3 protein-coding genes are annotated in these 14,439 nt (G+C 62.4%); all 3 read right to left on the bottom strand.

Translation table 11 applies throughout. The features are described 5' to 3' along the window. Window positions 1-13: 13 nt before the first annotated feature. The 3 genes from QMO82_RS08020 to QMO82_RS08010 all read right to left on the bottom strand — a co-directional run bounded on the left by QMO82_RS08020 (window position 14) and on the right by QMO82_RS08010 (window position 13,929). Window positions 14-5,362: a DUF4082 domain-containing protein gene (locus QMO82_RS08020; RefSeq protein ID WP_283196510.1), complete on the bottom strand. Its 5,349-nt coding sequence runs from the start codon at window positions 5,360-5,362 to the stop codon at window positions 14-16. Window positions 5,363-5,613: 251 nt separating this feature from the next. Further along, window positions 5,614-6,798: a GTP-binding protein gene (locus QMO82_RS08015; protein ID WP_183609084.1), complete on the bottom strand. Its 1,185-nt coding sequence runs from the start codon at window positions 6,796-6,798 to the stop codon at window positions 5,614-5,616. A gap of 102 nt (window positions 6,799-6,900) precedes the next feature. Beyond that, window positions 6,901-13,929 carry a DUF4082 domain-containing protein gene (locus tag QMO82_RS08010; protein WP_369685961.1) on the bottom strand — a complete coding sequence of 2,343 codons (7,029 nt, stop codon included), beginning with the start codon at window positions 13,927-13,929 and terminating at the stop codon, window positions 6,901-6,903. Window positions 13,930-14,439 lie beyond the last annotated feature (510 nt).

The raw sequence follows: 14,439 nt of genomic DNA, 5'->3' as shown, positions 1-14,439 counted from the left end.
ATCCCAGCGGCCCTTAGGCCGCGAGCTGCGGTTTGAATGCCACGTCCACATAGTAGTTCGTGCTGTTATAGCTGGCGGTCGGGAACAACCCGCCCGATCCATAGGCATAGACGCCGTTATTGCCGCCGGGCGCCTTCAAGTCGCCGTTCGTCACGTCGCTGGCAAAATAATTGCCGGTCGCCGAATAATTGCCGTTGGTCGAGTAGGACACGACGTAGGTCGTATCCGCCTGGATGGCGATCTGCTGGCCAAGCTGCGCGGTCTGCCAGCCGCTGGCCGTCTCGTTGTTGAAGGCGACGCTGCCGAGCAGGGTGCCCGAAGCCGTCCACAGATAGCCGCTGTGCGGGCCGGTATTGTCCGTACCTTTGTAGAAGCGGATCGCGGTGATCCAGCCGGCGGCATCGGCCTGGAATTTCATGCCGAGATTGACCGGCTGGTTGTCGTTGACGGAGACGACAGAGGGCGTCGCGTTTGCCGCAAAGAGGTTCTGCTCCGGTCCCGCGGCCGGGTTGTTGACGGTAAGCGCCACCTGCGCCGTCGCCGCGCCGCCCTTGCCGTCCGATATCGCGTAGCTGAAACTCGCCGGGCCGGAATAACCTTCCGTCGGCGTGAAAGTCACCGCTTGGGCCTGGGCATTCCAGGCGACCGAGCCGTTGACCGCGCCGCTGACGCCGGTGATCGTGAGCGCATCGCCATCGGCGTCGCTGTCGTTTGAAAGCAGCGCCGAGGCCTGGATGGTGACAGGCGTGCCGGTATTGGTCGAGAAGCCGCTGTCATTGGCGGCAACCGGAACCGCATTCTGCGCGCCCTGCTTGTAGAGCACATCCACCCAGTAGTTGGTGGCATTGTAGGAGGAGGTCGGGAAGAGGCTGCCCGTGCCATAGGCATAGACGCCGTTGCCGCCGCTGACCGAACTTGCCGGCGCTGTCAGCGCGCCACTCGTATGGTCCGTTGTGAAGTAGTTCGCGGTTGCCGAATAGAAGCCGTTGGAATGGTAGCTCGCCACATAGGTGGTGCCGGCCGTGACATTGATCGGCTGCGTGAAGGAAACCGTCTGCCAGCCGCTTCCCGTCTCGTTGATGAAGCTTGCCTGGCCAAGGAGCTGGCCGCTCGTGGTCCAGAGCGAGCCGACATGCGTGCCGGTATCCCCAGCGCTCTTGTAATAGGTGAGCCCCGTGATCTGGCCGTTGGCGGAAGCGATGAACTTGACGCCGAGTTCGACCGAGTTGGCATCATTGGCCGCGGCAACCCCCGACGTGTCGGCGCCGGTGAACAGGCTCGAGGTCGCCCCACCGCCGGCCTGCGAATTGACCGTGAGGCTGACGGTAGCAGACGATGTGCCGCCATGCCCGTCCGAAATCGAATAGGTGAAGCTTGCGACGCCCGTATAGCCCGAGTTCGGCGTGAAGATGACGCTATTCGTCTGGCTGTTGAATGTCACCGTTCCGTTGACCGCGCCATTGGCGCCGGCGATGCTGAGCGGGTCGCCATCGGCATCGCTGTCGTTTGCAAGCAGGTTGGCAGCGGCAATCGACAGAGCCGTGTTGGCATAGGTGGTATAGCCGTTGTCATTGACGGCGACCGGCACCGTGTTGCCGGTCGACTGGTTGAAGACGACATCGACCCAGTAGTTCGTCGATTGGTAGCTTGATGTCGGGAAGGTCGAGCCCGACCCGACCGCGTAGACGCCATTGCTGCCGGCAAGCGCCGTCAGCGAGCCGTTGGTATGGGCAGTGTTGAAATAGTCTGCTGTCGCCACATAGCTGCCGGTCGTGTGGTAGGAGGCGACATAGGTCGCACCCGCCGTGATCCGCAGCGGCGTGGAGAAGGTCGCGGTCTGCCAACCGGAGAACGACTCATTGGTGAAGGTGACCGTGGCGACGAGCGTGCCGTCCGCCTTCCAGATGGAGCCGGTATGCACAGTCGTATCGCCGGCCGCCTTGTAGTAGCGGATACCGGTAATCATGCCGCTGGACGAAGCGACGAACCTCATCCCGAGTTCCAACGACTGGCCTTCGTTGAAGCTTGCGCCCGTCGGCCCTTCGCTTGAGGTGAACAGCGTCTCCCCGGCAGGGCCCTGGTTTACGGTGATGCTGACATTGCCCTGATCCGTGCCGCCGCGCCCGTCCGACAGCGTATAGGCGAAGCCTGCTGGCCCCGAATAATTGTTGGTCGGCGTGAAGGTGACGGTGCCGTTCTGCTTGTTGAGCGTCACCGTGCCGTTGACCGCATTGCCGACGGCCGAAATCGTCATGGCATCGCCATTGGGATCCGTATCGTTCCCGATGAGCGAGGCGATCGAGATGACGACGCTGTCGTTGCGGGTGATGGTTAGTCCCGTGTCGTCGGTCGCAACCGGGCCACTGTTGGGCCCGGCATCGAAGACTACGTCGACCCAGTAGTTGGTGCCGGTGCCGGGGCTTTGGCCGGGGAATGTGCCGGCATTGGTGCCATAGGCATAGACGCCGCCGCCATCGACGGCCGTCAACGCGCCGCTGGCATAGGGGCTACCGAAGTAATTCTGGGTGGCGGAGTAGTAGCCGCTGCTGTGATAGGAGGCCACATAGGTCGTGCCGGCGGCAATCTGGATCGGCGAGGAGAATATCACCGTCTGCCAGCCGGAGAGCGATTCATTCACCGATACGCCGGTCGCCAGCAGCGTTCCGTTGGCGCTCCAGAGGCTGACGACATGCTCGCCGATATTGTAGAAGCCCTTGTAGAAGCGGATGCCCTGCACGGAGCCCGCGGTCGTTGCCTGGAAGCGCAGGCCGAGTTCGACGGAATCGCGATCGATCGCCACTTCGGTCGCGGGCTTTTCCGCCAGCGTCCACAGGCCCTGCGTGCCCGGCAGCGTGACGGTGACCTGCTTGCCGGCAGACGGCGCCTCCATGTTGACGCTATCGTCGACGGCGCGCGACATGATCGTATAGGTGCCGCTCGCCTGCACGACCCAGTTATAGCTCCAGTTCTCGCGGCCTGACGCCTTGAACCAGTGCTGGCCGCCATCGGTCGAGACTTCCACGCCGGCAATGATGCCGCCGCCGAAATCCTGCGCCGTGCCCGTGATCGTGACATGCTGCCCTTCGAGGAAACTTGCCCCCACGATCGGCGTGCTGACCGACGAGGTCGGCTTCAGCGTGTCGGTGGATTGGGTGGCGAGGATCAGGCTCGCATCCAGCGTCGTCGGCTGAATGCCCATGTCCGCGAACATGTTGACCATCGCCTGCCGTACGTTGCGATCGGTTGACGTGGCCGGACCCTGGTGGTTGTCACTCAGCCCCCAGGACCAGAAGACGGTACCGGCGCCGAAAACCAGCGCGCCGCTTGCCGCCCGGTACATGGTCAGGCTGTGGGTCGCTACCGCATCGCCGACCGTGGTGCCGTAATCGCGCAGATACGTGCTCACCGAGACCGAGGAGAGCGACAAGTTGATCAGTCCAGCCGGCCGGAAGCCGTTCTCGATGTCGGAATCCCACTCATAGCCGAGCAGGTTCTGCACCAGATTATAGGTTTCGCCTTCATTCAGTTCCGAAACGTCGGTATTGCGCCAGAAGCGCAGGTTCGAATAGTCGTAGGGGATGGAGATCGTATCCTGGCGGTAGCTGTCCACCTGGAACATCGTGCCAGTCAGCGCATTCTCCGGCTGCTGCCCCGGATCGGCATAACGCGGATCGCGCCAGGTGCCGGTGCCGACATTGCTCGGATCCGTGCTCGTGCCCCAGGTTTCCTTATAGCAGACCATGGTGCGGTAGGCCTGGCCGCTGCCATCGATGCTGCTTTCCCAGCGGACCTTCCAGTAGCACTCGTTGCCGCTCCAGAAGGCGAGGTTGACGCCGGCATCGCGCGCCGCCTCGACATTGGCGCGCTGTTCGGCAGACCAGTATTCGTCATGCCCGACGGAGAGATAGGCATCGTGGTTGAGCAGCAGCGTGCCGCTGCGCGCCGCATCGACGCCGGATATATAGGAAACGTCGTAGCCGTTCCGCTCCAGCCACGAGATGGCGGAGGATTCGACGCCGAAGATGTAATCGTGCGAGCCGCCGATAGGGCTCGTATTGGTAATGATCGGCCTGTTATAGCTGACGGCCGAGGCGCGGCCGATCGCGGTCAAGCCGCAGCTGCAGTTCGGCGGCAAGTAGCCGATCATGTCGGCCGGATCGACCGGCACTTCACCGTAATAGAGGCTGGCGCCGCCCCAGGCATTATAGGCCTGCCATGTCGTATCCGAGGTCTGGAAGACGATATCGCTGGTCGAGGCGTCGTCGCGCACGACGAAGGGGATGATGCTTGCATCCTCGGTACCGTCCTCGCGCACCAGCTTGGCGAAATAGACGCCGGAGACGGCGTCACTAGGAATCTGCCAGCTCGCCGAAACCGACCAGTTGCCGCAATCGATGAGACCGAGCGACATGTCGACGACCGGGTGCGGCTGGATCTGCGCCGCGGTCAGCGATTGCTCGATGGAGTCGACCTTGCGCGCGCCGGCCCCGCCATAATAGCCCATGCGGTAGATATCGATGCGGTAATGAGTGGAATCCGTGGCGATCTTGAAATCGACCGTCTGGCCGATATTGGTGCTGATTTCGGTGGCAAAGCCCTGGATGGTGCCGTTGCCATCACCCTCCAGCCCCCATTCGCTGATGGGGTTGCCCTGCTTCAGGTTTTCGAGCGCGATCTTGTTGGGCGTCGCCGCCGCTGCAGCAGCCGCCACCGGTGCTGCGAGCGCCGCAGGCGTCGCGGCCGTATCGGTGGAAATGTCCTGGCTCGGCTCCACCGAGAGGGAGGCTGTCGAGGTCTCAAGGCGCAATGACGTCGTGCCGGAACCGGCGGCAGGATCGAGCGGCTGCGTGGCGGCGCTTGTCGTGCCGGTATTGCTGGTAACACCCGTCAGCGTGGGCGCGGCCGGCAGCGTCGCAGCCTCCTGGTACGGGTCCGGGCCGAGCACCGTGCGCTCGGATGAAATGGTCGTCGTCTGCAACACTGTCGCAACCGACGCCGTCTTGGTGGACGTGTCCTGCGCGCCGCTGTCGCCTGCAGGCGACGACGTCGTCGTCGGTGGTATCGAGGCAGTTTCCACGCCGCCCGATGAGATCAGCGCGGCAGGCTGCATGATATTGCCCGTGAAGGAAAACGGACCTGTGAAGGAGGACGGGACGGCGACCCCGTCGGGATTGGCGAAGCTGCCCTTACTGGCAAAGCTTGGGGAACCATCGGTACTCGTGGAAGATACAACCGTCGCGGTTCCTAGGACTGCGCTCCAGGCTGAGGGTGCACGACAGATACTCAACGCTCCACCAAATGTACTCAGGTACTCACGATTACCGACATGTACTCTCCGCATCAGCGGCGCCCCCTTCCGCATCGGCAGCCCCTTCGGCCGCTATAGCAAGAGGTTCATTCTGGCACCTTTGCTACGGGAATGTACGACAGCAATCTGGGGTATGAGGGAGGTATTCCCTACGCCCATATGATGATCCTCAACGCATACCGGCCGACCAAGTCGCAAAGCTGCCTGCCGCTGCTGCCAAGTGGCTGACGCTGGTTGAAAAGGAATTCTGGGCCGAACCGGCTGGTCGAGCCGGTTAATTTGAACATTGTCCTGCTTCACCCTTGCTACCAGGCCGGGAACGGATCTTCGAGAGTGGCCCAGTCGCGCGGATCGGCGCCGGCGAGGCAGTCGTCCAATGCGGTCCGGACGCCTGTCTCGTCCATATCAACGCCGATAAAGACCAATTCCTGCCGACGGTCGCCCCAAGCGCTGTCCCACCGGCTCTCCAGATGCTGACGAAACTGTTGATGGCTCGGCCAGTCCTGTCGGGGAACGGCTGCCCACCAAAACCCCATGGGTTCGCAGCGCCGTTGCACCCCGGCAGCCGACATCAGACCCACGTGACGCGGGCGCGTAGCAAGCCAGAAATGGCCTTTGGCACGGATGACCCCCGGCCAGGGCTCGTCCAGGAATGCGCGAAACCGCTTGGGGTCGAAGGGGCGCCGGGTGCGATAGACAAAGCTCGAAACCCCGTATTCTTCCGTCTCCGGAACATGCTCGCCCGGGCTGTACAGTTCCTTGTGCCACAAAGGATGGGCGGCGGCTTTTGCTTCATCGAAGAGGCCGGTATTGAGGACGGCTGCCAAAGAAACCTTGCCGAGATCCGTCTCCACCTGGCGCGCATCCGGGTTGAGAGACGCAACGATCTTGCGGACCTCCGCGCGGACCCCTTCAGTCGCGTCCGAAATCTTGTTGATCACGATGACATCGGCAAACTCGATCTGATCGACCAGCAGGTCGATGAGGGTGCGCCGGTCCTCACCGTCCCGTTGCAGGCCGCGGTCGGCAAGCAGATCGGCGCTACCGTAGTCGGTCAACAGGTTTGCGGCATCGACCACAGTGACCATTGTGTCGAGTCTGGCAAAATCGGAGAGCGAAACACCGTTTTCGTCGCGGAAGGAAAAGGTTGCCGCGATGGGGCATGGCTCGGCAATGCCGGTGCCTTCGATCAGCAGATAGTCGTAGCGCCCCTCTTCGGCCAGTCGTCGCACCTCTGTCAGCAGGTCGTTGCGCAGGGTGCAGCATATGCAGCCGTTGCTGAGCTCGACCAATGTCTCCGTCGTGTGCGACAGGTTGCAGCCGCCGTCTCGGATGAGACTGGCGTCTATGTTCACCTCGCTCATATCGTTGACGATGACGGCCACCCGCAGACCCTCGCGATTGGCCAAGACGTGGCTGAGAAGCGTCGTCTTGCCGGCGCCGAGAAAGCCGGCGAGCACTGTCACGGGTAGCCGGTCGATCCCGTTCATCGGCATCCCTTGAATGTGGGCGGTCGGGACAATCGCCGCCGCGGCCAGTATTTTCGTGGTATCAGCCTCATTCGATATCCGTTCGTAACCTCGTCAGATGCTTCACGCGACAAGCTGCGGCCGGAAGACCACATCGGCATAGTAATTCGCTGAATCGTAGGTGCCGGTCGGGAAGAGACCCGTGGTGGCGGACCCGCCATAGGCATAGACACCGTTGCCGCCGGCGACGGCGCTTGACTGGGCCGTCAGCGGACCGTTTGTCACGGCATTGGTGAAGAAGCTGTTGGTGGCCACGTATGCGCCTGTCGTGTGGTAGGAGGCTACATAGTTGGTGTTGGCGGCGATCGTAACAGGCGTTGCAAAGTTCACCGTCTGCCAGCCGCTCGCCGTGGTGGTGGAGAAGGTGGCGGTGGCGAGCTTCGTGCCCGTGGTGGTCCACAGATCGACGACGTTCTGGCCGTTGTCGTTGGCGCTGCGGTAGAACCTGATGCCGGTGACATCGCCGGCAACGTTCGACTGGAACTTGACGCCGAGCTCGAGCTGCTGGCCATCATTGAGGTTCGTCTGGGCCGGCGTGCTGGAGGCGGGAAACAGGCTGTAGGTCGATGGCCCCGCCGCGGCGGCGATAGTGAAAGTCTCGTTGGTCGAGAGGCCGCCGATATCGGTTGCCGTGACCTTGACGCCATAGTTGCCAGCTGTCGTCGGCGTGCCGGAGAAGGTGCGCGTCGAGGCATTGAAGGCAAGCCAAGAGGGCAATGCCGTGCCGTCGGCAGCCGTTGCCGAATAGGTCAGCGTCTCGCCGCTGTCGACATCGGTGAAGGTCGTCGTCGGCACCACGAAGGAGAAGGCCGAGCCGACGGTGGCATTCTGGGTCGCCGTCTGGACGGCGAGCACCGGCGCGTCATTGGCGCCATGGATGGTGATGGTGAGGTTTGCCGAGGCGGTGGTGCCGGCGGAATCGCGCATCGTGTAGCTGAAGACATCGTTCAGCGTGTTGGTCGACAGGCGCAGCGCCTGCACGGCGGAATTGGTCTCGTTGATCGTATAGGTATAGGTGCCCGATGCATTGAGAACGAGACTGCCATAAGTGCCGTTCAGCGCCGAGCCGAGCGTGCCTGAGGTCGCGCCGAAGCTGACGGCGCTCACCGTCTTGGTGTCGCCAGCATCCGGATCGGTGTCGTTGGTCAGAACGTTGCCGCTGGCAACCACACCACCCGAACCATTGGCGACACCACCCTTCTCGGTCGCATCCCCCGCATCGGCAACCGCCGTCGGCGTCGTGTTGCCCGGCACCGACACGGCAATGTTGAAGGTCTCGTTGGCGGCAAGGCCGCCGAGGTCGGTTGCCGTGACCTTGACACCATAAGTGCCGCCCGTTGTCGGTGTGCCGGAGAAGGTCCGTGTCGAGGCGTTGAAGGTCAGCCAGGAGGGAAGTGCGCTGCCGTCGGCAGCCGTTGCCGCGTAGGCCAGCGTCTCGCCGCTGTCGACATCGGAGAAGGTCGTCGTTGGCAGCACGTAGGAGAAGGCCGAGCCGACGGTGGCGTTCTGGGTCGCCGTCTGGACGGCGAGCACCGGCGCGTCATTGGCGCCATGGATGGTGACGGTCAGATTAGCCGTGGCGGTGGCCCCGGCGGTATCGCGCATCGTGTAGCTGAAGACATCGTTCAGCGTGTTGGTCGACAGGCGCAGCGCCTGCACGGCGGCATTGGTCTCGTTGATCGTATAGGTATAGGTGCCCGATGCATTGAGAACGAGACTGCCATAAGTGCCGTTCAGCGCCGAGCCGAGCGTGCCTGAGGTCGCGCCGAAGCTGACGGCGCTCACCGTCTTGGTGTCGCCAGCATCCGGATCGGTGTCGTTGGTCAGAACGTTGCCGCTGGCAACCACACCACCCGAACCATTGGCGACACCACCCTTCTCGGTCGCATCCCCCGCATCGGCAACCGCCGTCGGCGTCGTGTTGTTCGCATTCGAGGGGCGGAAGACCACGTCAGCCCAATAGTTAGTGGCGCTGTAAGTGGCATTCGGGAAAATGCCTGCGGTGGCAGAGCCGCCATAGCGGTAGACGCCGTTGCCGGTGGCTGTCGCCGTCAGCGGACCGCTGGTGACGGCGGCGGTGAAGAAATTAGCGGTCGCCACGTATGCGCCTGTCGTGTGGTAGGAGGCGACATAGGCGGTGTTGGCGGCAATGGTGACGGGTGTCGTAAAGTTCACCGTCTGCCAGCCGCTCGCCGTAGTGGTGGAGAAGGTGGCGGTGGCGAGCTTCGTGCCCGTGGTGGTCCACAGATCGACGACGTTCTGGCCGTTGTCGTTGGCGCTGCGGTAGAACCTGATGCCAGTGACATCGCCGGCAACGTTCGACTGGAACTTGACGCCGAGCTCGAGCTGCTGGCCATCATTGAGGTTCGTCTGGGCCGGCGTGCTGGAGGCGGAAAACAGGCTGTAGGTCGATGGCCCCGCCGCGGCGGCGATAGTGAAAGTCTCGTTGGTCGAGAGGCCGCCGATATCGGTTGCCGTGACCTTGACGCCATAGTTGCCAGCTGTCGTCGGCGTGCCGGAAAAGGTGCGCGTCGAGGCATTGAAGGCAAGCCAAGAGGGCAATGCCGTGCCGTCGGCAGCCGTTGCCGAATAGGTCAGCGTCTCGCCGCTGTCGACATCGGTGAAGGTCGTCGTCGGCACCACGAAGGAGAAGGCCGAGCCGACGGTGGCATTCTGGGTCGCCGTCTGGACGGCGAGCACCGGCGCGTCATTGGCGCCATGGATGGTGATGGTGAGGTTTGCCGAGGCGGTGGTGCCGGCGGAATCGCGCATCGTGTAGCTGAAGACATCGTTCAGCGTGTTGGTCGACAGGCGCAGCGCCTGCACGGCGGAATTGGTCTCGTTGATCGTATAGGTATAGGTGCCCGATGCATTGAGAACGAGACTGCCATAAGTGCCGTTCAGCGCCGAGCCGAGCGTGCCTGAGGTCGCGCCGAAGCTGACGGCGCTCACCGTCTTGGTGTCGCCAGCATCCGGATCGGTGTCGTTGGTCAGAACGTTGCCGCTGGCAACCACACCACCCGAACCATTGGCGACACCACCCTTCTCGGTCGCATCCCCCGCATCGGCAACCGCCGTCGGCGTCGTGTTGCCCGGCACCGACACGGCAATGTTGAAGGTCTCGTTGGCGGCAAGGCCGCCGAGGTCGGTTGCCGTGACCTTGACACCATAAGTGCCGCCCGTTGTCGGTGTGCCGGAGAAGGTCCGCGTCGAGGCGTTGAAGGTCAGCCAGGAGGGAAGTGCGCTGCCGTCGGCAGCCGTTGCCGCGTAGGCCAGCGTCTCGCCGCTGTCGACATCGGAGAAGGTCGTCGTCGGCAGCACGTAGGAGAAGGCCGAGCCGACGGTGGCGTTCTGGGTCGCCGTCTGGACGGCGAGCACCGGCGCGTCATTGGCGCCATGGATGGTGACGGTCAGATTAGCCGTGGCGGTGGCCCCGGCGGAATCGCGCATCGTGTAGCTGAAGACATCGTTCAGCGTGTTGGTCGACAGGCGCAGCGCCTGCACGGCGGAATTGGTCTCGTTGATCGTATAGGTATAAGCGCCCGATGCATTGAGAACGAGACTGCCATAAGTGCCGTTCAGCGCCGAGCCGAGTGTGCCTGAGGTCGCGCCGAAGCTGACGGCGCTCACCGTCTTGGTGTCGCCAGCATCCGGATCGGTGTCGTTGGTCAGAACGTTGCCGCTGGCAACCACACCACCCGAACCATTGGCGACACCACCCTTCTCGGTCGCATCCCCCGCATCGGCAACCGCCGTCGGCGTCGTGTTGTTCGCATTAGAGGGATTGAACATCACATCGACCCAATAGTTCGTCTGGTCCAAGCTGCTCGTCGGGAACGCGCTATTGCCATAGCGGTAGACGCCGTTGCCGCTTGCCGGCGCCGTCAGCGGACCACTCGTCACATTGGACAGGAAGTAGTTGGCGGTCGTCGAATAGTTGCCGACATTCGTATGGTAAGATGCGGTATAGGTCTGTCCGGCTGTCAACGTCACCGGACTCGTGAAAGTCGCGGTCTGCCAGCCGCTGGCAGTCTCGTTGGTGAAGGTGAGGGTCGCAAGCCGCGTACCCGTACTTGACCAGAGCGACCCGGTATGTGTGCCCGTATCCAGGCTGCTCTTGTAAAACCGGATACCGCTGACCGTGCCCGCCACGGAGGACTGGAATTTGACCCCTAGCTCGACGGCCGCAGTATCGTTGGTGTTGACGACAGCGGGCGTCGCGGCACCGAAGAGAGACGTATAAGCCGGCCCGGTGACGGTGACAGTGCGCCCCGCCGAGGGTGTCTCGAGATTGATGCTATCGTCCACCGCCCGCGACCGGATCGTATAGGTCCCTGCAATCGCCGGCTGCCATGTGTAGGTCCAGTTCTCGTCGCCCGTCGCCGGATGCCAGCTCGCACCATTGTCGGTCGACACCTCGACGCTGGCGATGACCCCGCCGCCCGTGTCGGCAGCGGTGCCCGAAATCGTCACGGTAGATCCAGCTGTCACCGTGGCGGGCACCGTGATGACGGAGGTCGGCGCAACATTGTCCGATGAAGCAGTCGTCGCGGTAAGCCCGGATTGCAGCGTCCCCGGCTGAATGCCCATATCGGCAAGCAGATTGACCATTGCCTGCTGCACGCGAGGATCGGTGGGGGTCGCTTCGTTATCGTGATTGTCGCTCAGGCCCCATGTCCAATAGACCGTACCGGCGCCGAACACCAACGCACCGCTGGGGGCGCGGTAAAGGGTCAGATTGTGGGTCGCGGTCGCATTGCCGGTCGTGTTGCCGTAGTCGAGCAAATAGGTGCTGACGGGCATCGTCGTCGACGACAGCTTTACGAGCCCGGCCGGATCGAAGCCATTGTCAGGCGCTTCATCCCACTCGTAACCAAGATAATTCTTGGTGAGCGTTGCCGTCTGGCCGGGCTGAAGATTTGCGACGCTCGTATTGCGCCAGAAGCGCAGGTTGGCATCATCATAGGCAACCTTGATCGAGGCAAGATTGCCCCCGACGTCGTCGACCTTGAACAATTGACCGGTCAGCGAATTCTCGGGATTGCCGCCGCCGATAGCAGGCGGGCTGAGGCGCGGATCGCGGAAGGTGCCCGTCCATTCGTTGGTAGGATCGAGGCTGGTACCCGGAGGACCCCATGTCTCCTTGTAGGAGATCAGGGTGCGATAAGGTGTTCCGTCGGCACTGTAGGCATTGCCCCAACGGGTACGCCAGTAGACCTCGTTACCGCTCCAGAACATCAGATTGACGCCGGCATCGCGTGCGGCTTCGACATTGGTCCTCTGCTGTCCCGACCAGTATTCATCGTGCCCGGCATCGACATAGGTCTTGTGATTGAGCAATAGGCTGCCATAGCGGTCGACGTCGACGCCCGAGAGATAGGAGACGTCATAGCCGTTCTGTTCCAGCCAGTAGATGCCTGCATATTCGGCGCCGAACAAATAGTCCTGCGGGCCGGCATAGGTGCCGACCCCGTCACGGGTCGCAATCGGCCTGTTGTAGCTGAGCGCATAGGCGCGACCCGCCCCCTGCCCCGTCGCCGGGCCGTTGCCGCCATAGAAGTTTGCGCCACCCCAGCCGTTGTAAGCTTGCCAGGTCTCGTCTGCGGTCTGGAAGACGATGTCGCTGTGGCTGGCGTCATCGCGCACGATGAACGGGATTTGATTTTCGCCGAAGGTGCCGTCCTGACGCACGAGTTTGGCGATATAGACGCCTGAGACGGCATCGGCAGGTACGGTCCAGGACGCCGAGACGGCCCAGTTGCCGGCGTCCACCGTGCCGGTCGTGGCATTGCGCAGCGGATTGGGCTGCGTCTGCAATCCGGTATGCTGTATGGTCGTGACCTTGCGGGCACCCATGCCGCCATAATAGCCGAGCCGATAGATATCGATCCGATAGTTGGTGGAATTCGTATTGATCTTGAAGCTGACCGTGTTGCCGTTGTCGACGCTGATGTCGGTCGCAAACCCCTCGATGTTGGTGCTGGCAGTGTCGATGCCCCACTCGCTCTCCGGATTGCCCTGCTTCTGATTTTCCAGCACGATCGGGTTGCTCGCCGCCGCGGCGGCCGCCAGATCTTGCGTTGCCAACGACCGCTGCGCAGAAGGTTGAGGTGGCGTCGTCACCGAGCCGGAAAGGACAGCTTTACCCTTGGTGCCGGTTCCCGTTCCCATCTCACCGCCGCCGGGCAATGATCCGTTGGAGATCGCCGAGTTCGTCCACTCTGCGGTTCCGCGCCAGCCCGCGAACGAGGATACGTCACGATCGAGAAGCGGATCACTGACCGAGGCGCCGATGGCCTTCTTGATCGTCGACACATAATCCGGCCCGTCGGTAAATTTGGTCCCCGGCAACTGACCGTCCTGCTGAAGCAGGCCGCTGCCATGGGCCCAATCGAGAATCCGCGTGGGGGAGGTATAGTAGCCGCATCCGCACACACCAAAGGGCATGCCAACCGCCAGCGCATTGGCTCCAGCATGATGCGCAGTCGACTGCGCTGATGGCGTCGATTCGAGAATGACGACCTTGCCCGAGTGAGAACGTTCGCCTCCCACGGTAGCAGAATCTTGCCCCGAAGCTGTCGGCGCAGGGCTTTCCGGCAAATACGGGGCCAGAGGATCGTCGCCTATGAAGCTCATTCCAGCATAGGCGTGCGGAAGGGATGGTGCCGCCGCGAACGCAACTCTGTCCGCATCCGGCGCGAAATGTACAAAACTTGGCGGATGAGCGGATGATGCGGACGCGGCGGCCAGGTCACCGCTGCGCTCTCCCATTTCGCGATTGATTGTGAAAGTGTCAGGCAAGGACGGCGCTACGAGCCTATCGTCGGCCCGACCGTCCGCGCCGTTCACGCCCGCTGTCTGTTCCACGTCATGCTCGCTGAGCACCGCATCCTTATGGGGATCGTCGACAAGGGCGCCCTGATTGGCTCCAGTCGCAGTTTGGACAGAGGCCGCAAGTTGAGCACTATCCTCGCGCGTTTCGGCCGGCTTACGCGGCCTTCCCTTTCCGCCTCCGCCGACAGTGAACCATCGGGGAATCAACGAATCCACCAGGAGTGAGTGCGAAGTCCAGCGGCGAGCGTTGCGATACATAGCGGGTACCTCTCGCGAGATTATCAGGGTCAATCTTTGAGGATCGCTTCATACGAAATCGCTTCATACGAGGCACTGAAGTATAGTCGAAAAACAAGCGAGTATATCCTACGCCTTTTGCTCTATCGCCTGCATCCTTTTGGAACAGCCGTGCCGCATGGCCAAGAAATGGCCCAGACACGCGAAGTCACAAAGTCGTGTACTGGACCGGTTCCGGTGATGGCAAAAGCCTTTGGGATCGCGGCATCTTCGATCGGGCACGGGTCGGTCCAACTCCGTACCAGCTGCCGTCCCTCACGGCGAGCGCGCCTATTTCTGCGTGCATAACCTTTGATTTTTCAGGATAATGCCTCTTTGCCGCGCAGGGCTATATGCTTCCGTTCGATATAGGGTGAAGCACCCGCCACCACCTCATCAATAATGATGAGGCAAAGCAAACGGCCTCCACCTTCCTCAAGGCTTCGCCAGACTGCACACTAGCGATGCGGATTCGGACCTGCCGTCCGGCCG

The sequence above is a fragment of the Rhizobium sp. BT04 genome, assembly GCF_030053135.1.
GTDB lineage: Bacteria > Pseudomonadota > Alphaproteobacteria > Rhizobiales > Rhizobiaceae > Rhizobium > Rhizobium binxianense.
Note: the sequence above shows the minus strand (reverse complement) of the source record. Positions and strands in the feature narration are given on the sequence as shown.

Excerpts from the sequence above, each read along its gene's own strand:
- QMO82_RS08020 (WP_283196510.1), bottom strand. The coding sequence starts at position 5,362 with ATGCGGAAGGGGGCGCCGCTGATGCGGAGAGTACATGTCGGTAATCGT.
- QMO82_RS08015 (WP_183609084.1), bottom strand. The coding sequence starts at position 6,798 with ATGAACGGGATCGACCGGCTACCCGTGACAGTGCTCGCCGGCTTTCTC.
- QMO82_RS08010 (WP_369685961.1), bottom strand. The coding sequence starts at position 13,929 with ATGTATCGCAACGCTCGCCGCTGGACTTCGCACTCACTCCTGGTGGAT.